Origin of the sequence: uncultured Brevundimonas sp., from assembly GCF_963974615.1 — a bacterium.
Classification (GTDB): domain Bacteria; phylum Pseudomonadota; class Alphaproteobacteria; order Caulobacterales; family Caulobacteraceae; genus Brevundimonas.
The window spans coordinates 55,620-73,148 of record NZ_CAXBDH010000010.1; the positions used below are offsets into that span (position 1 = coordinate 55,620).

The following is a 17,529-nucleotide window of genomic DNA, read 5'->3' on the forward strand; positions in this document are numbered from 1 at the left end:
GCCAGCGTCACCCTCTAGACCGGGTCGCCTGCAGCCCCCGCCGGACTCAATTTCCAGCGGATCTTGGTTTCGGCGTCGGTCCGGGCCGAGCCGCGCACGACGATCTGCAGCGAACGCCGGGTCAGGCCATCGTCGACATGAACCGAAGGCTCGATGGCCACGTCCGGTCCATCGGTGCGGAACCACCAGCCCCGGCCCGAATGACCGCGCAGCAGGATCGAGCGCCGGTCTCGCGCCAGCGAGGCCTGAACCCCGGGCTCCAGATGGAATCGAACCGCATAGGGCGCGGCGATGACCCGCACGACTCCCGTCTGACCCGGCGCGGGATACAGTCGCTCCTCGGCACGCAATTCGTCGAGGCGCTGGTCCAGGTACAGGCGGCGCTGGTGTAACAGGCCATAGGGGGTGACCCAGCCGTCGTGCTGAACCTCCAGCCACACAGCCCCGTCGCCGGTCCGCTGTTCCACCTCGACATGCAGGGGTTCGCCGACCAACCGGGCCCCCAGCAGGTCTGCCTTCCAGCCACCGAGGGGTTCGGCGATCGAGGTTTCACCGAGGGTCAGGGTCGAATGACCCGGAGTCAGCCGCAACCCCTGCCGGTCGGCGGCGCGCGGCGTCCAGCCACAACCCGAGATCAGCCGGTCGCGTCCACAGACGATTTCCAGCGCCAGCGGCTGGGCGCAGGCTGCCGCTGACCAGGCCCCGCGGCCCGGTGGGGCGGCGTCGGCGACGATGGTCAGCAGCGGACTGTGAATGCGCACGATCCCGCCGACCGTCACGCCGGACTCCACCGGCACGTCCTCATCTCCGGCGAGGGCCGCGGCCACCCGTTCGGGACTGGACGGTCCCCCGCCCTGGACCGCCACCAGTCGACCGTCGGGGAGGGACAGGGTCTGCAAGGCCGCGGTCAGACGCTCAACCGCGGCGCGCACGGCATCCGGCGTCGGCTCGGCGATCTGGGCCAGAGCGTCGTCGAGGGTCAGCAGGTCGAGCAACAGCTCCAGCCCCGCCTCCGGACTGCGCGACGCATGGCCGCCGTCCGGCCCGACCGTCTCGCCCAGGGCCCGGGGCAGACGGCGCAGGGCCGCCCGGCGTATCGTATCCCCGACGGGGCCCGCCAATACGCAACCAGCCACGGCGGCGGCCGTCAGTCGCTCTGCCTTGCCGGCCAGCCCGCCCGGCGGCCGCAACAACTGCCGCGCCTGACGGCCCAGAGTATCGGCCAGTCGCAACCGGTCGGCTTCCGTGGCCACCGCGCTCATCCGGCGGGCAGCGCAGGCCGTGGCATAGACCCGGCGGGCCAGAATGTCAGGCCGCCAGGCGAAGGGTGACCAGCGGCTGAAATGATCGCCCCAGGCCAGGGTCAGCCGCAAGGCCTCCCGGGCCCCGCGGTCACCGCCCAGCATAAGTGCCGGCAACCAGACAAAGGCATGCAAGTCGACGGCGAAGGCCTTGGTCGGGCTCGGCCGGTTCCACGGATCGGCCGGGCCGGGGGCCTCCAGCGTGGTGCCCGCCAGAGCGAAACGTCCCCCCATGACCGCCTTGCCCAGGGCCGCCTCGGCGGGGCGGAAATCACGGGGGGTGGCGGCAAAGGCCGTCGCCTTGCGACCGCCCAGCGTCAGGCCGTAGCCCGGCAGGCCGTAGAGCTCGATCCAGAGCTGACGGCTCAACAGTCGTCCGACAATCGCCGGCCACAGACCGGGTCCGGTGACGGCACCGCCCGTGCGCACCGGCGTCCGCATCGGCGCGCCACGGAGTCCGGGGATGTCTCCCGGGGCCGGCGAGACAGGCTCGGCGCGGGCGAACGGGCCGACGGGGCTCACGCGGCTCCCTTCAGAGCGCGGATGTTGGCGGTATAGGCCGAAGGCCCGCCCCGGAACACGGCGGTGCCGGCCACAAGAGCGTCAGCCCCGGCCGCGACACAGGCCCCGGCATTGGCAGCGGTGACACCGCCGTCGACCTGAAGATGGGCCTTCGAACCGGCCGCATCCAGCAAGGTCCGTACCCGTTCGATCTTGCGCAGCGAGGAGTCGATGAAGGACTGGCCGCCGAAGCCCGGATTGACCGACATGATCAGCACCAGATCGACCAGGTCGATCACATCCTCAAGCACGGCCAGTGGCGTACCCGGGTTCAGCACCACCCCGGCCTTCGCGCCCAGCTGACGGATGCGACCCAGGGTCCGGTGCAGGTGCGGCCCGCTTTCAGGGTGGACGCTGAGGATGTCGGCCCCGGCCTCGCGATAGGCCTCCAGCCACGGGTCAACCGGGGCGACCATCAAATGCACATCGAACGGCAGGGAAGTGTGCGACCGCAGCGCCTTCACCACGTCCGGACCGAGCGTGATGTTGGGCACGAAATGGCCGTCCATCACATCGACATGGATCCAGTCGGCCCCGGCCGCCTCGATCGCGGCCACCTCCTCGCCCAGACGGGCGAAATCGCTGGCGAGGATCGACGGGCAGATCAGGGGCGTGGACATGGGACCGGGATAAGACGGCTGGCCGCGAGGGGCAAGCGTGACCTCGCCGCACCACCGGGTCGTCGGGTCAGATCCGCTCCAGCTTGGCCACGAAGAAGCCGTCGACCCCGCCGCGCTCGGCCCACATCGAGGGCAGGATGCGCAGCCAACCCTCCGGCGTCAGGGCCTCTTCCGGTGCGCCCACGGCGGACGGATCGGCCGGCACGGTGCGGAAGGCCGGGTTGCGGCGCAGGAAGGCGATGATCTGGGTCTCGCCCTCCTCGCGTTCCAGCGAACAGACGCAATAGACCATGCGGCCGCCCGGCCCGACCCGCTCGGCGGCGGCGTCCAGCAGCCGGTGCTGCACATCGGCCAGCTTGGCCACCTCGGCCGGCTTGGTGGCGCGCAGTGCCTCGGGATTGCGCCGGAAGGTGCCGGTGGCGGTGCAGGGCGCGTCCAGCAGCACCGCGTCATAGGTGCGACTGTCCAGCCAATCCTCGGCCGGGCGAACCACGACCTCGGCGTCCAGCCCCGTGCGCTCCAGATTACGCCGCAACCGCTTCAACCGCGCCTCGGACCGGTCCAGCGCCGTGACCACGGCCCCGGCGGCGGCCATTTGCATGGTCTTGCCTCCGGGCGCGGCGCACATGTCCAGTGCCGTCTCGCCGGCCAGCGGAGCCAGCAGACGTACCGGCACGGCGGCTGCCGCATCCTGAACCCACCAGACACCGTCCTCAAAGCCGGGCCAGCCGGCCACGTCGCCGTGACGGCCGGTACGCACCGAGCCGCCGGGCAGGACGTCGCCCTCGACCAGCTCGGCCAGGGCCGCCGGGTCCTCGCCGGGCTTCAGGGTCAGATCGGTCGGCGGTTCTTCGCGCGCGGCCAGGGCCAGGCCGGCCAGGGTCGCCTCTCCATAGGTCTGGCGCCAGCGGGCCGCGATCCATTCGGGCAGATTGGACTCGGCCGTGGTCAGGCCCGGCCCCTCGCGGCCGATACCGCGCAGCACGGCATTGACCAGATTTTTGTAGGGCCGGGTCTTGGGGTCCCGCTCGGCCAGCTTGACCGCCGTCGATACGGCGGCGAAGGCCGGCGTTTCCAGCACCAGGGTCTGGGCCAGGGCAATGCGCAGGATGGTGCGCACGGCCTCAGGCGGAGATTTCTGCAGGCGGCGGTCAAGGATCTGGTCGATCTCGCCCAGTCGCCGCAGCGTGGCCATGGCCACGGCCCTGGCGAAGGCCCGGTCGGGACCGGGCAGGGCGGTGACCGCCGGCAGGGCCAGGGCCTCGTCCAGACCGCCGCGGCGGATCAGGGCTCCGTTCAGCAGCAGGCCGGCGGCGATACGCGCCTCGACCCCGATGTCGGCGGAGTCGTCAGGCTCGCTACGGACGGGTTGCGGGCGCTCCGGACGCGGTCCCCGGGCCTTGTCGGCCATGCGCCGGCCGCGCGCGGCGGAATCCCCGCCCTTGCTGCGCCCTTTCGGGGTTCCCCCGCTCACACAGACACCTGGGTGCCCAGCTCGACCACCCGACCGGGCGGGATATGGAAGAAGTCGGTCGGATTGGCAGCATTGCGCATCAGGAAGATGAACAGCCGGTCCTGCCACAGGGGCATGCCCTGGCTGGCCGAGGCCACCACCGAGCGACGGCCGAGGAAGAAGCTGGTCGACATGATGTCGAACTTAAGCCCCTGCTTGCGGCAAAGTCCAAGCGCCTTGGGCACGTTCGGTCGCTCCATGAATCCGTAGCTGATGGTCAGCTTCTTGAAGTCGTCGTTGATCGGCTCGATCGTGATGCGGCTGGCGGCATCGACACGGGGCCGGTCGGTGGTGCGCACGGTCAGGACGATGTTCTTTTCGTGCAAGACCTTGTTGTGCTTGAGGTTGTGCATCAGGGCGACCGGAGCAATATCCGGGTCCGACGTCAGGAAGATGGCCGTCCCCGGGGCCCGATGCGGCGGTCGGGCCCGCAACATGTCGATCAGGTCGGTCAGCGGCAGGCTGTCCTTGCGGGTCTTGGTGGTCAGGATCCGGGTGCCGCGCACCCAGGTCCACATCAGCACCACCAGACCGGCACCCAGGGCCAGCGGGAACCAGGCCCCCTGCGGAATCTTGAGCATGTTCGAGGTCAGGAACACCAGATCCAGCGCCACCAGCGGACTGATCACCAGCAGGCTGAGCGGCAGGCTCCATTTCCACAGCTTGCGGACGATGAACCAGGCCAGCAGGCTGTCGACGAACATCGAACCGGTCACCGCGATGCCGTAGGCCGCGGCCAGGTTGGTCGAGGTCTGGAAGGTCACCAGCAGGGCCAGCACCCCGACCATCAGCAGCATGTTGACCGAGGGCACGAAGATCTGCCCGGCCTGGCTTTCCGATGTATTGCGGATGTCGATGCGCGGCAGCAGGCCCAGCTGAACGGCCTGCTGGGTCACGGAGAAGGCCCCGGTGATCACCGCCTGGCTGGCGATGACGGTGGCGATGGTGGCCATGATCAGCACCGGCCAGTAGGCCACTTCCGGCACCATCATCCAGAAGGGATTGGCGGCCGCGGCGCGGTTGTCCAGCACCAGCGCGCCCTGACCCAGATAGTTCAGCGTCAGACAGGGCAGAACCACCCAAAGCCAGCCGGTGCGGATCGGCGATTTTCCGAAATGGCCCATATCAGCATACAGGGCCTCGGCTCCGGTCACGGCCAGAAAGACACTGCCGAGGATGACGAAGCCAAGGAAGCCGTTGTCGAACAGGAACCACACGCCATAGTGCGGCGACAAGGCGCGGAAGATCGAGGGGTCGTCGAAGATGTGCCAGATGCCCAGACCGGCCAGAATGAGGAACCAGACCAGGGTCAGGGGCCCAAAATACCGGGCCATGCTGGCTGTGCCGCGCGACTGGATCATGAACAGGGCGATCAGGATCCCGGCTGCGATCGGCACGACGAAACTGTCGAGCTGACCCGAGACGCCCGGCGCGTCACGCAGGCCCTCGATCGCCGACAACACTGACACCGCCGGGGTGATGACGCCGTCACCGTAGAACAGCGCCGCGCCGCAGACGCCGAGGATGAAGATCAGACCGGAGCGCCGTCCCACGGCGTGCTGGGCCAGGGCCATCAGGGCCAGGGTCCCGCCCTCGCCCTTGTTGTCGGCCTTCATCAGGAAGACGACATATTTCAGCGTCACCACCAGGATCAGGGCCCAGAACACCAGCGAAACCACACCCAGAATGGCCAGGTCGGCCGTGCCGCCGCTCTTGGAATGGTGCAGGGCCTCGCGCATCGCATACAGCGGGCTAGTGCCGATATCGCCGAACACGACGCCGATCGCGCCGATGATCAGGCCCCATTTGCCCGCCTTGACGTGCCCGCCCTCGCCCGCTGCCGCAGGGTGCGGATGGCGGGGGGCGACCGTCGCGTCGGATGCGGGCGTGTCTGAAGCGGCGATTGGCGGTTCGCCTTCGCCGTGGGGAGGGGCCCCGACCATGAACATCCTCCGGGTGCCGCAGGAGACGGTCCCATCAAGAGCGGCGAGCCTTTAGTCCCTTTCCCGTGCGGGTTCAATCGTGGGCGGGGGACAGTGGGGTACTGATTGTGCATCCCGCGCCAACGCCCTACCTTCCAGGTCACATCATGTCAGACAGCCAACGCTTTCCCGTCGCCGCCCATGTGCTGGCCTATCTGGCCCACAAGAGCGCTTTTGCGCCCGGCCAGGCCATCGCCAGTGCCGTTCTGGCCTGTTCAGTGCCGACCAATCCCGTCGTGGTCCGCCGCGTCACCGCTCTGTTGGCCAAGGCCGGGCTGATCGCCACCCGTCCGGGGGCCAGCGGGGGGGCCTGGCTGTTGCAGCGGCCCGAGAACATCCGCCTCGATGCCGTGCTAAACGCGGTTCACGGTTGTGCCCACCTCGGTTCACCGCCGCCGGGAGCCCGGGGCTGCCCGGTCGGTGAACATATTCCGCGCCAGGTCGGCAAGGCGCTGGTCGCCGCCGACGCCGCCGCAGCCGAGGCCCTGTCGCGCATCACCATCGCCGACCTGCTGGCCGATGACCCCCCGTCGCTGGCCGGGATCACATTGCCGGTCAAGATCCCCGCGTGAGCGTCGCGCGCCGCACCGTTCTGGTCACCGGAGCCTCGGCCGGTATCGGGGCCGCCCTGGCCCGGACCTATGCCGCCCACGGCCGGGACCTGATCCTGACCGCCCGTCGCGCCGCGCCGCTTCAGGCCCTGGCCGATGAGCTGCGGACTCGCCACGGAATCAACGCCACCGTCCTGATGGAGGACCTCGCCGACCCCAAAGCCCCGGCCCGGCTGGCCGCTGCCGTCAGCGCCGAAGGGCTGAGCGTCGACGGTCTGGTCAATAATGCCGGATTCAGCCGCACAGCCGGCTTTCTCAACACCGATCCGGCCGATCACGCGGCCATGCTTCAGGTCATGCTGACCGCCCCGATCGAACTGGCCCGGCTGTTCGCCCCGGCCATGGTCGCGCGCGGTTACGGCCGCATCCTCAACGTCGCCTCGCTCGCCGGCCAGATGCCGGCCACCGGGGGCGACACCCTGTATGGCCCGATCAAGAGCTTCCTGACCAAGGCCTCGGCCGGTCTGCATCTGGAACTGCGCGGCAGCGGGGTCCACGTCACCGCCCTGTGCCCCGGCTACACCTATACCGAATTCCATGACGTCAACGGCAGCCGCGACCAGGTGTCCTCAGCCTATCCGGCCTGGATGTGGCAGACCGCCGACCATGTGGCGAAGGTCGGTTATCAGGCCTGCGAGGCCAACCGGCCGAAGGTCATCCCGGGCGCGATGAACAATCTGCTGGCCCTCATTCCCAGACTCCTGCCCGACGGCGTCGCCCTGGGAATCATCGGCGGACATGCGAAACGGCTGAAGCGGATCTGAGGCGATCCGGCCGTCGTCGTCTCAGTGACCGCCGGCCGGATAGGGGGCCGTGACATCGCCGCTGAACATGCCCGGCAGGGCTTCGCCGAGACCGGCCAGCATGAATTGAATGGCCAGGGCGCACAGGATCAGGCCCAGCACCCGCACGACGATGGTCATGCCGACGTCGCCCAGCACCCGGCTGATCGGGCCGGTCATGGTGAAACAGACGAAGGTGGCCACCCCGGCCGCGCCGATGGCCACCAGACCGGCGACAGTCCCGGCCGCGCCCAGCTTTTGGGCCTCTCCGGCCTGAATGATGATGGTCGAGATCGCGCCGGGCCCGATCAGCAGCGGCATGGCGAACGGTACCACCAGGCGCTGGAAGCGACGCTTGGCATAGCCGCGCACATCAGCGGCATCGGCCACCGCGTCGGCGTCAGCGAACATCTTGAGGAAGTCACCGCGGGTCATGTCGAGACCCAGCAGCAGCAGCAGGATACCGCCGGCGATGCGGAAGGCCGCCAGCGAGATGCCGAAGAACTGCAGCAGCGTCAGGCCGGTGAAGAAAAACACCACAAGAAAGCCAACGATGAACAGACACAGCAGGCCGGTGACCTGCATCCGCTGGCGTACGCTGGCCCCGGCCGTGGCGGCGGCGAAAATCGGGATGTTGCCGATCGGATCGACGAGGGCGAACAGCGCCACGAACAGGTTGACCCCCAGATCGACCGCGTCCATTGCCTGCTTCTCCCATCCTTGGTGTCACCCCGGTCGGGCGCGACGTGTTTCACGTCCACCCTTAGCCGGTCATCCGGAGCCCGTCGATGACCTCTCCGCTGCTCAACGATCCGCGCCTGATCGTCGGCCTCGACCTGCCCTCGATCGACGCCGCCCGGGCCATGGTCGATCGTCTCGGCGACGTCGTCACCCATTACAAGGTCGGCCTCAGCCTGCTGGCGCGGCCCGGCGGCGTCGCCTTCGCCCACGAGCTTCGCGCCCGGGGCAAGGCTGTGTTCCAGGATTGGAAACTGCACGACATCGGAGCCCAGGTCGAAGGCGCGGCCCGCGCCGTGGCCGAAGGCGGCTGCGATCTGCTGACCGTCCATGCCGAGCCCCAGGTCATGCAGGGGGCCGTGCGCGGTCGCGGGGATCTGGACACGAAAATCCTCGCCGTCACCGTCCTGACCAGCCTGTCCCAGGCCGACCTGACCGATATCGGTTACGGCTACAGCCCCGCCGATCTGGTCGCGCGTCGGGTACGCCAGGCGCTGGACTGCGGCGTCGACGGGGTGGTCTCCAGTCCGCTGGAAGCCGCCCAGGCCCGGGCCCTGGCCGAGGCCGCCGGCCGGCCCGACTTCCTGATCGTCACCCCGGGGGTCCGGCCCGCCGGGGCCGATGTCGGCGACCAGCAGCGCGTCGCCACCCCGGCCGAGGCCCTGCGCGCCGGAGCCAGCCATCTGGTCGTGGCCCGCCCGGTCATCGCCGATGCCGATCCGGTCATGGCCGCCGCCCGTATCGCCGCTGAAATGGACGGCGTCGGAACAGGCCGGGCCTAGCCGCGCTCGCCGGGTTCCTGGCGATAATTGTGATGCGGCGGCGGGGCCTCCGGCGCGACATAATCCGGCGGCGGCAGGTCGCCGTAATAGTCCCGCGCGGTCGATGACTCATAGGGAACCGCTGAAGACGTATAGGGTACCGGCCCGGTATCGTAACAGTCACAGGTCCGGCCCCGGTCATCGTCGCCCCGGTCCTCGCGCCGGTCGCTCCAGCTGTAGGTCGACTCCTCGTACGACCGCGACTCACGGGACGACATCCCGTAGGCGGACTCGCTGTAATAGGACTCCCCATAGGCCGGGGCCTCATGGTGACCGTGTCCGTAGCGGGACTCGCGAACGGGCGTGGGCACATAGGGCGCGTCACGATAGTCCCGACCGAAACCGTGAACCGCATAGCCGAACGGCGCGCTGGGGCCGGCGGTGCTCCGGACATCAAGACCCTGGTCGATATAGCCATAGACCGGCACCCCGATCACGGGACCGCCGCCACCCCAATAGCCGCCTCCATACCCTCCGCTCCGGTAACCACCGCCATAGACCCGTGTCACCTGCCCGCCGCCGTGGCTCCAGCTCCGGGCCGAGCCATAGGTGGCCGCGCGGGCGCTGGCCGTGGCTCCGGCATTGATATTGACGTTGACGTTGCCGCCGCCCGCATGGGCGCAACAGGGCCGCGGGGCGGGATGGTGGCCGCCCCGTGGGCCACCGCCGCGTTCACCCGCCAGCGCCGGAGCCGCGATCAGCAGGGCAATCCCCACCACCATGATGACATTCCGCATGAACCTGTCCTCCACACACCAAACAGGCCGGCCATTCTAGACGTCCTGCCGTCAGGCGGGGCCGGATGCACCGGAACGGGGAAACAGCTCCGCGGATTTCCCCCGTTGGCGTTAACCCGGGCCCGCTCGGCCCAGGTCAGCGATCATAGAGATAGACGTCCGCACAGCCGCACGCGTGCCACCCGTCATGTCGCGCGCGATGACGGTCGCCGCGACCCGATCGGCCAACCGGGGGCCGGTCGTCGTCATAACCCCACCGGTCACGATAACCCGGCGCGGGTCGCGCCCCGGACCTGTTGTGGCCATAGGCGGCGCTGTAGCCGTAACGACCACCGCGGTCCCGCCAGGCCCGGGTCTCCGGGCCGGACCGCCACAGGGGCCGGACATGATACCGGTGATCGCGGGACGACGGATAATAGCGGAAACTGTAGCCGTCAGCGGCGTGACCGGTTCGGACATAGGCCCGCGTGTTCACCTCGGACCGCGGCGAGCCAGACCAGATGTGGCCATAGGGAGCCTGCGCCGCAGCGACCCCGCCAGTGGCCAGCGACGCCAGAATAACGAACGCTCCTGCGAACAGGGCACGATGGGTGATCACGGCGTCTTCCTCTCCGGTTGAGAAAGGTTAACGCCGGACGCGCCGCTTCGTTCGCATCGACCCCGAAGCCGGGCCCCGGCTTCAGAAATCGACAGCCAGACCCTTTTTCTCCCAGTCACCGTAGCGGGTCGGTTCGGGCCCGGCGGGGCCGCCATGTTCGACCTCAGCCTCGACCGTTGCGGCCTGCGCACGTCGTTCCGCTGCCTCGAGCAGGGCCCGGCGCGCGGTCTCATCCAGGGGCCGGTCCGGCGTCGCATCGGGTACATCGGCATTAAAGGCCGGCGCGGCGGCATGTGGGGTTTGTTCGGTCATGACCGGGACATAGGTGCGGACGGGCGTTTCGTCATCCCCACCGCTCCGGTTCGGGTCCCGTCACCGGAGCTGCCCTATTCCTGCCCTTGCATCACGGTCCATCTCGCCGTTTAAGCGCGGACCACCGCCCGACCCCGATCTGACCCGCGCGCTCCTGAAGGTCCAGCCATGTCCAGCCCCGCCGAAAAACCCGTCAAGAAAGTCGTCCTCGCCTATTCCGGCGGGCTCGACACCTCGATCATCCTGAAATGGCTGCAGACCGAGTACAATGCGGAGGTCATCACCTTCACCGCCGATCTCGGCCAGGGTGAAGAGCTGGCCCCGGCGCGCGAGAAGGCGCTGAAGATGGGCATCAAGCCCGAAAACATCTTCGTCGACGATCTGCGCGAGGAGTTCGTGCGCGACTTCGTCTTCCCGATGTTCCGCGCCAACGCCGTCTATGAGGGCCAGTATCTGCTCGGCACCTCGATCGCCCGGCCGCTGATCGCCAAGCGCCAGATCGAGATCGCCCGCCAGCTGGGGGCCGACGCCGTCTGTCACGGAGCCACCGGCAAGGGCAATGACCAGGTCCGGTTCGAGCTCGGCTACTATGCGCTGGAGCCCGACATCCACGTCATCGCCCCGTGGCGTGAATGGGAATTCAAGTCGCGCGAGGCCCTGCTGGCCTTCGCCGAGGCCCACCAGATCCCGATTTCCAAGGACAAGCGCGGCGAGGCTCCGTTCAGTGTCGACGCCAACCTTCTGCACTCCTCCTCGGAGGGCAAGGTGCTGGAGGACCCGGCGGTCGAGGCCCCGGAATTCGTGCATCAGCGCACTATCAGCCCCGAAGACGCGCCGGACCGGGCCACCGTCATCACCATCGCCTTCGAAAAGGGCGATCCGGTCGCCATCGACGGCGTGGCCATGTCGCCGGCGACCCTGCTGACCAAACTCAATGAATACGGCCACGACAACGGTGTCGGTCGCCTCGACCTGGTCGAGAACCGCTTCGTCGGCATGAAGTCACGCGGCGTCTATGAGACTCCCGGCGGCACTATCCTGCTGGCCGCCCACCGCGGCATCGAGTCGATCACGCTGGACGGCGGAGCCATGCATCTGAAGGACGAGCTGGCGGTCAAATACGCCCATCTGGTCTACAACGGCTTCTGGTTTGCACCCGAGCGCGAGATGCTGCAGGCGGCCATCGACCACAGCCAGACCCGCGTCAACGGCACGGTCCGGGTCAAGCTCTACAAGGGCAACGTCACCATCATCGGCCGCGAAAGCCCCGACAGCCTGTATGATCAGGACCTCGTCACCTTCGAGGAAGGCGTCCAGGCCTATGATCACCTCGACGCCGCCGGCTTCATCAAGCTCAATGCCCTGCGCCTGCGCGTGCTGGCGAAACGCGACAAGCGCAGCGGAAGCTAGGGTCTTTTTCGCCCTCTGATTGACGACATCGATCAGGGCCGGACTTGCTCTCGCCATGAGCCGGCGCAATGGTTGCCACCAGACCCCAAACGGAGCCTTTCTCTCATGCGTATGATGACCCCGATCGCAGCGGCGATCCTGCTCGGCCTCTCGTCGCCCGTCCTGGCACAGAGTCCGGCCCCGTCGGCCCCCGCCGCCAAATCTGCGGCGGACATCGCCTTCGAGTCCCGGGCCCAGGCCTTCCAGTCCCGGATGAGCCAGATGCAGGTCGACTATCAGGCCGCCATCACCGGTGCCGGCGGGGACCAGACCCGCGGCATGGCCGACGTCGAGGTCGTGCTCACCCGCTACCAGCCCGACATCGACCGGTTCATTGCGGATTTTAACGCCTATATCGACGCCCGGGCCACAGCGGCCCCCGACGACGCGGCGCGTCAGGAACTGATGTCGGTCAAGGACGCCGTCGGCCCCAGCCTGCGCGGCATGGCCGATGATCTGCGCAACGGTGCCCGGGAGGCGCTCAGTCCCGACCCCGCTCCGGGAACGGCTCCGCAGTAGCTGGCGACCGCCGGTAAGGCGAAGGCCCGAACCTGGTTTCCGCCTTACCGCGATTTCACTTGAGCGCGACCGGCGTTCGGCGGACCCTTGATCATCGCTCGAAGGAACCGCGCCATGATCAAGGCCCTGTCACTCGCCGCCGCCCTCGCCCTCCTGCCGCTGTCTGCCGCCATGGCCCAGCAGGCCACAAACCCCTCCGAAGCGGCCCTCGAGACCGCCGCCACGGCCTTTGAGGCCCGCATGGAGACGTTCGGCCAACACGCTGCGGCCCTGTCGCTGAATACCGACCTGCCGGAAGCCGAACGCGAACGCCGCATGGCCGCCCTGTGGGCCGAATATCAGCCCGACGTCGCCGCCTTTGCCGCTACGGCAGCACAGCACGCCTCGGTCATTGCCGCCGATGCCCTGGCCGATATCGACCTTCAGAAAGTCGCCGCCGAGGCTCTCGCCGGTGTTGACCTGAACGGGGTCCTCGCCGTCGCCGGCGGTGTGGCCCGCAACGGGGCCTGGGCCTCCAACGACCCCGAACATATGGTCACATACGGCCTGATGGCCGACTATGTTCTCGGCCAGGCCATGGACGCGATCGAGACCGAACAGGTCGCGCCCGCCACGCCCGCGGCTCCGGACGCCCGCTGAGCCCCCTTGACCTGATCCGCTCCGCGTCCGACAGGGCGGCATGATCCTGCCGGTCGACCCCCACCTCTACGCTACCTTTCTCGGCGTGATGGCCGTCATGGCGGTCACGCCGGGCCCGGCCAATCTGTTCTCGGTCGCCAACGGGGTGAAGCGCGGCCCGGCCGGGGCCCTGGCCGGGGTGCTGGGCATGAACGCGGCCACCCTGGTCTGGTTCGCGGCGGCGGCGCTCGGTCTGGGAGCCCTGGTCACCGCCTTTCCGGCTGCCTTCCGGATCGTTTCGATCGGCGGAGCCCTCTATGTCGCCTGGCTGGGTGTGCGCGCCCTGCGCGGCGTTTTCGCCACCGCCGCGGACCCGCAGTCGGTCGACATCCGTCTCGGTCGCAGCGCGCTGCTGGACGGGTTCATGGTCCAGATTTCCAACCCCAAGGCGGTGCTGTTTTTCACCGCCGTTCTACCGCCCTTTCTCGACGTCAACCGTCCCGCCGCGCCACAGCTGGCCCTGTTCGCCCTGGCCACCATCGGCATGGACGTGATCACCATGTCCGCCTACGGTCTGGGTGGAGCGGCGCTGGCCCGACGGATGGCCGAGCCTCGCTTCCGGCGCGGCTTCGGGCTCCTGACCGGACTCCTTCTGCTGCTGGCCGCGCTGTTGATTGTATCGCGTTTATGAGGGCCTGCTGACATTGGAACCGGTGCGTTCAACCATCGTTGAAATCAGGGGCCTGCCCGTGGACTCCAGAGGAGAAGTTGCATGAGACATCTGCTGAACAAACCGGTGGTCATCGCCGCCGCCGCGGCCCTTGCCCTGTCTGCCTGCGCCACCGCCACCCCCTATCAACCCGCCGGCTACCAGGGCCAGCGCGGCGGCTATGCCGAGCAGAAACTGGAGACCAACCGCTATCGCGTGTCCTTCGCCGGCAATTCGGTAACCACGCGCGAGCAGGTGGAGATGGCCCTGTTACTGCGCGCCGCCGAACTGACCGTCCAGGACGGCTATGACTGGTTCGCCACCGTCAATCGCGCCACCGATCGGGACGTGCGTTACGGGGCCACCCCCGACCCCTTCTATTATGAACGGTACCGCTACTGGAGCCCCTACTGGCAGTTCTATCACGGCGGCCTGTGGAGCCCATGGAGCGACCCCTTCGGCCGTGATTTCGACATGCGCGAGATCGATCGCTATGAGGCCTCAACCGAAATCGTCATGAGCCACGGCACCAAGCCGGCCGACGACCCCAATGCCTTCGACGCCCGCGACGTGATCCAGAACATCGGTCCCCGCCTGTCGCGTCCGTAATGGACCCCTGCCCCGGCATGGTGCCGTGGCAGGGACCTCAACCGATCCGCGGCGTCTTCAGCCGGCGTTTGTTGACGTGGCTGTCGGGCGCCTCACCCAGGGCTTCCGGCAGTTCGCCCTTGAAGTAAAACCGCTGCCACGCTTCCTTGGCCGCCTCCGGGTCGCCCGAGGCCAGCCGGGTGTTGAAGTCCGTGCGCTGACGGTTCCACGCCTCGAACTGGCCCTTCATATTGGGGTTGGACTCCAGCGAACGGATCACCGGCTGGAATTCCTCGACCTTGCGGTGCTCGATCAGATTGATGAAGCAGAACGGCTCGCCGCGCTCGAATTTGATCCGCCCCGGCCGGGTGAAGATCCAGTTCATCGTGAAGGGAAACGGCAGCCAGTCGGTTTCGATCAGCCCGACCAGGGCCTGGATCCCGTCCTTCACATGATTGGGTGAACCCGAACAGGTCATGCCCCAGCCCGGCGGCGTCCGGAACAGATACTGCGGATGCATGGTCAGCACGCCGCGCGAGAAATGCGAGGTGACGAAATGATCCAGCTCGCGAGTCGGCCGCTCTGGCGTGATGGTGATGTCTTCCTGGCGCGGGCCGCCGTTCCACTCGGCGGTAAAGCCGAACGGGCACAGGATTTCCCAGCCGGTGGTATTGGCCATGGTCAGCGGCAGGCAACGATAGGGGTGCCGGCTGGCGAAGGCGTCCATCCAGTTGCGGGATTGCCGGCCCGGCACCAGATCGGGCGGCCGCGCCGTCATCGGATAGCATTCCAGTTCCACAGTCAGGCTCCGGCGGGTATCGAAGGTGATGCCTTTTCCTAGACAGCGCCGATGACCGAAGACAAGCCACCCGCGTTCGATCGCTACAGTCTGCTGGCCTGGATGACCACGGCCGGGCTGCACCCGGCCACCCTCGACCACCCGGCCGTGTTCCGCGTCGGCGAGGGGGCGGAGATCAAGGACACCCTGCCCGGGGCCCATACCAAGAACCTGTTCCTTAAGGATAAAAAAGGCCGGCTGTGGCTGATCTCGGCCCATCAGGACACAGTCATCGACCTCAAACGCACTCCGGCTGCGATCGGTTCGGACCGGTTGTCGTTCGGCCCCGAGGCCCTGATGTGGTCAACCCTCGGCGTGCGGCCCGGCGCGGTCACAGCCCTCGGCCTGATCAATGATGTCGAGCGCCGGGTCACCTTCGTGCTGGACCAGCGTCTGTGGGCGGCCGACGCTGTCAATTTCCATCCGCTGGTCAATACAGCCACCACGACCCTGACCCGGGACGACTTCCAGACCTTCCTCGCGCGGCTGGAACGTGAGCCAATGGTGGTCGATTTCAACACTCTCGCTTGATGCGCGGTCCGATCGCGACCATCTGAAGCTCCAGACCTGTTCCCTGTACGCCCATGGAGTGCCCATGACTCTCATCGACCCGACCCGGAAAGACGACGACCTGATCAAGGACGGCTCGGACGCCGGCTTCATGACCGACGTCGTCGAGGCCTCAAAGACCCGGCCGGTTATCGTTGATTTCTGGGCCCCATGGTGCGGACCGTGCCGCCAGCTGACCCCGGCCCTGGAAAAGGCCGTGCGTGCCGCCGGCGGAGCCGTAGCCCTAGTCAAGATCGACGTCGACAAGAACCCCGCCTACGCCGGCCAACTCAAGGTCCAGTCGATCCCGACCGTCTATGCCTTCGTCAACGGCCAACCGGTCGACGGCTTCCAGGGCGGCGTTCCCGAAAGCCAGATCCGCGCCTTTATCGACAAGCTGACCGGCGGCGAGAGCGCCAATGCCGACATCGACCATCTGCTGTCGCTGGGCGACGAATCCCTGGCGGTGGACGATATGGGCGGGGCCGCGCAGGCCTTCGCCGACGTGCTGGTTCTGGAGCCCGACAACCAGAAAGCCATCGCCGGCATGGCCCGGGTCTATCTGGCCGACGGCGACGCCGATCAGGCGCGCCAGACCATCGCCATGGCCCCGCAGGACTCGACCGAACCGGCCGTCCTCGCCGTGCGGGCCCAGCTGGCCCTGGCCGCCGAGGCTCCGTCCGGTGAAACTGCGGCGCTCGAGGCCCGGCTGACCGCCGATCCCGGCGACCATCAGGCCCGTTTCGATCTGGCCGGAACCTGCGCCGCCGCGGGGGACTTCAAGGGGGCCGTTGACCACCTGCTGCACATCGTCGGGGCCGACCGCGACTGGAACGACCAGGCCGCCCGCAAACAGCTGCTGACGGTGTTCGAAGCCGCCGGAGCCTCGTCCGAAGTGGCCCGCGACGGTCGCCGCCGCCTGTCCTCGATCCTGTTCGCCTAGGGGCCGGTGATGGCCCAGGGATATATCAAGGCCGCCGATCTGCCGCAGGTCATCCCGGTGCTGCCGCTGTCGGGAACCATCCTGTTGCCGCGCGGACAATTGCCGCTGAACATCTTCGAGCCGCGCTACCTGAACATGATCGACGATGCCATGGCCGCGGACCGCATGATCGGCATGATTCAGCCGCTCGGCGGCCCGGTCGACCTGCCGGTCCTGTCGCCGGTCGGCTGTGCCGGGCGCATCACCAATTTCGCCGAAACCTCCGACGGTCGCTACCTGATCACCCTGACCGGATGCGCCCGCTTCCGCGTAACCGGCGAACTGTCCACCCAGACCCCCTATCGTCACGTCCGCGCCGATTTCTCTGCCTTCGAGTCTGACCTGGCCTCACCCCGGGAGGATCTGGACATCGATCGCGAAACCCTGCTCGAGGCCTTGCGCGCCTATCTGGAGAGCCGGGGACTTGAGGTCGACTGGGACACCGCCGCCGGAGCCCCGCCCGAGGCTCTGGTCAACAGCCTGTCGATGGCCCTGCCGTTCGACCCGCCCGAGAAACAGGCCCTGATCGAGGCCATAAGCTTGATGGACCGGTGCGCGGTCCTGACCGCCCTGATGCGGATCGACGCCGCCGACACCGGCGATGGCGAGACCCCGCCCTCCATACAGTAGCTTGCGCTACCGGCCCTTGGCCTGCTTGAGCGCGGCCGAGCCATGATCCGCGCTACCGTGCGGAACGATCG

General features: G+C 68.1%; 20 protein-coding genes. 11 read left to right on the top strand and 9 right to left on the bottom strand.

What is annotated here, in order from left to right:
- Nucleotides 1-14 precede the first annotated feature (14 nt).
- The 4 genes from AAC050_RS08405 to AAC050_RS08420 form a co-directional block, all read right to left on the bottom strand.
- Complete coding sequence (locus AAC050_RS08405; protein ID WP_339914630.1) at nucleotides 15-1,823, bottom strand: heparinase II/III family protein; 1,809 nt, start codon at nucleotides 1,821-1,823, stop codon at nucleotides 15-17.
- Nucleotides 1,820-2,482 carry a ribulose-phosphate 3-epimerase gene (gene rpe / locus AAC050_RS08410; protein ID WP_339914631.1) on the bottom strand — a complete coding sequence of 221 codons (663 nt, stop codon included), beginning with the start codon at nucleotides 2,480-2,482 and terminating at the stop codon, nucleotides 1,820-1,822. Before rpe ends, AAC050_RS08405 begins: the two co-directional genes overlap by 4 nt.
- A gap of 67 nt (nucleotides 2,483-2,549) precedes the next feature.
- Nucleotides 2,550-3,956 (bottom strand): RsmB/NOP family class I SAM-dependent RNA methyltransferase, encoded by a 1,407-nt coding sequence (locus tag AAC050_RS08415; protein ID WP_339914632.1) that lies wholly within the window; start codon nucleotides 3,954-3,956, stop codon nucleotides 2,550-2,552.
- Nucleotides 3,953-5,938: a potassium transporter Kup gene (locus AAC050_RS08420; RefSeq protein WP_339914633.1), complete on the bottom strand. Its 1,986-nt coding sequence runs from the start codon at nucleotides 5,936-5,938 to the stop codon at nucleotides 3,953-3,955. Before AAC050_RS08420 ends, AAC050_RS08415 begins: the two co-directional genes overlap by 4 nt.
- Before the next feature lie 146 nt (nucleotides 5,939-6,084).
- Here AAC050_RS08420 and AAC050_RS08425 point away from each other — a divergent pair, with 146 nt between their 5' ends.
- The gene (locus AAC050_RS08425; RefSeq protein ID WP_339914634.1) at nucleotides 6,085-6,549 is read left to right on the top strand and encodes an Rrf2 family transcriptional regulator; all 465 of its coding nucleotides are present in this window, start codon (nucleotides 6,085-6,087) and stop codon (nucleotides 6,547-6,549) included.
- Entirely contained in the window at nucleotides 6,546-7,352 is an 807-nt protein-coding gene (locus AAC050_RS08430; protein ID WP_339914635.1) for an SDR family oxidoreductase, read from the top strand. The genes AAC050_RS08425 and AAC050_RS08430 overlap by 4 nt, the downstream gene beginning before the upstream one ends.
- 21 nt (nucleotides 7,353-7,373) lie before the next feature.
- Here the strand turns inward: AAC050_RS08430 and AAC050_RS08435 are convergent, their stop codons facing one another.
- A complete protein-coding gene (locus tag AAC050_RS08435; RefSeq protein WP_339914636.1) occupies nucleotides 7,374-8,072 on the bottom strand; it encodes a MarC family protein in 699 nt (232 codons plus the stop codon).
- 98 nt (nucleotides 8,073-8,170) lie between these two features.
- On the opposite strand from AAC050_RS08435, the gene pyrF reads away from it, so the two are divergent.
- Nucleotides 8,171-8,890, top strand: a complete 720-nt coding sequence (gene pyrF / locus AAC050_RS08440) for an orotidine-5'-phosphate decarboxylase (RefSeq protein WP_339914705.1) — start codon at nucleotides 8,171-8,173, stop codon at nucleotides 8,888-8,890.
- Here pyrF and AAC050_RS08445 read toward each other — a convergent pair.
- The 3 genes from AAC050_RS08445 to AAC050_RS08455 all read right to left on the bottom strand — a co-directional run bounded on the left by AAC050_RS08445 (nucleotide 8,887) and on the right by AAC050_RS08455 (nucleotide 10,576).
- Complete coding sequence (locus AAC050_RS08445) at nucleotides 8,887-9,666, bottom strand: hypothetical protein (RefSeq protein ID WP_339914637.1); 780 nt, start codon at nucleotides 9,664-9,666, stop codon at nucleotides 8,887-8,889. The genes pyrF and AAC050_RS08445 overlap by 4 nt on opposite strands.
- A 136-nt stretch (nucleotides 9,667-9,802) precedes the next feature.
- Entirely contained in the window at nucleotides 9,803-10,264 is a 462-nt protein-coding gene (locus AAC050_RS08450) for a hypothetical protein (protein ID WP_339914638.1), read from the bottom strand.
- 81 nt (nucleotides 10,265-10,345) lie between these two features.
- Complete coding sequence (locus AAC050_RS08455; RefSeq protein ID WP_339914639.1) at nucleotides 10,346-10,576, bottom strand: DUF1674 domain-containing protein; 231 nt, start codon at nucleotides 10,574-10,576, stop codon at nucleotides 10,346-10,348.
- A 168-nt stretch (nucleotides 10,577-10,744) separates the two neighbouring features.
- Here AAC050_RS08455 and AAC050_RS08460 point away from each other — a divergent pair, with 168 nt between their 5' ends.
- The 5 genes from AAC050_RS08460 (at nucleotide 10,745) to AAC050_RS08480 (ending at nucleotide 14,480) form a co-directional block, all read left to right on the top strand.
- Nucleotides 10,745-11,986, top strand: a complete 1,242-nt coding sequence (locus AAC050_RS08460) for an argininosuccinate synthase (protein ID WP_339914640.1) — start codon at nucleotides 10,745-10,747, stop codon at nucleotides 11,984-11,986.
- 105 nt (nucleotides 11,987-12,091) lie between these two features.
- Nucleotides 12,092-12,544, top strand: a complete 453-nt coding sequence (locus AAC050_RS08465) for a hypothetical protein (protein WP_339914641.1) — start codon at nucleotides 12,092-12,094, stop codon at nucleotides 12,542-12,544.
- A gap of 114 nt (nucleotides 12,545-12,658) precedes the next feature.
- Nucleotides 12,659-13,183 (top strand): hypothetical protein, encoded by a 525-nt coding sequence (locus AAC050_RS08470; protein WP_339914642.1) that lies wholly within the window; start codon nucleotides 12,659-12,661, stop codon nucleotides 13,181-13,183.
- A gap of 40 nt (nucleotides 13,184-13,223) precedes the next feature.
- The gene (locus tag AAC050_RS08475; protein ID WP_339914643.1) at nucleotides 13,224-13,853 is read left to right on the top strand and encodes a LysE family translocator; all 630 of its coding nucleotides are present in this window, start codon (nucleotides 13,224-13,226) and stop codon (nucleotides 13,851-13,853) included.
- 81 nt (nucleotides 13,854-13,934) lie between these two features.
- Complete coding sequence (locus tag AAC050_RS08480; protein ID WP_339914644.1) at nucleotides 13,935-14,480, top strand: hypothetical protein; 546 nt, start codon at nucleotides 13,935-13,937, stop codon at nucleotides 14,478-14,480.
- 37 nt (nucleotides 14,481-14,517) lie between these two features.
- On the opposite strand, the gene AAC050_RS08485 is transcribed toward AAC050_RS08480, so the two are convergent.
- A complete protein-coding gene (locus tag AAC050_RS08485; RefSeq protein ID WP_339914645.1) occupies nucleotides 14,518-15,258 on the bottom strand; it encodes a DUF6065 family protein in 741 nt (246 codons plus the stop codon).
- Nucleotides 15,259-15,309: 51 nt separating this feature from the next.
- Between AAC050_RS08485 and AAC050_RS08490 the strand changes: the two genes are divergently transcribed.
- From AAC050_RS08490 to AAC050_RS08500, 3 genes are all read left to right on the top strand, one after another.
- Nucleotides 15,310-15,828, top strand: coding sequence for a prolyl-tRNA synthetase associated domain-containing protein (locus AAC050_RS08490; RefSeq protein ID WP_339914646.1), 519 nt, complete (start codon nucleotides 15,310-15,312; stop codon nucleotides 15,826-15,828).
- 64 nt (nucleotides 15,829-15,892) lie between these two features.
- Nucleotides 15,893-16,789, top strand: a complete 897-nt coding sequence (locus AAC050_RS08495; RefSeq protein WP_339914647.1) for a co-chaperone YbbN — start codon at nucleotides 15,893-15,895, stop codon at nucleotides 16,787-16,789.
- A 9-nt stretch (nucleotides 16,790-16,798) separates the two neighbouring features.
- A complete protein-coding gene (locus AAC050_RS08500; protein ID WP_339914648.1) occupies nucleotides 16,799-17,458 on the top strand; it encodes an LON peptidase substrate-binding domain-containing protein in 660 nt (219 codons plus the stop codon).
- Nucleotides 17,459-17,529: the final 71 nt, after the last annotated feature.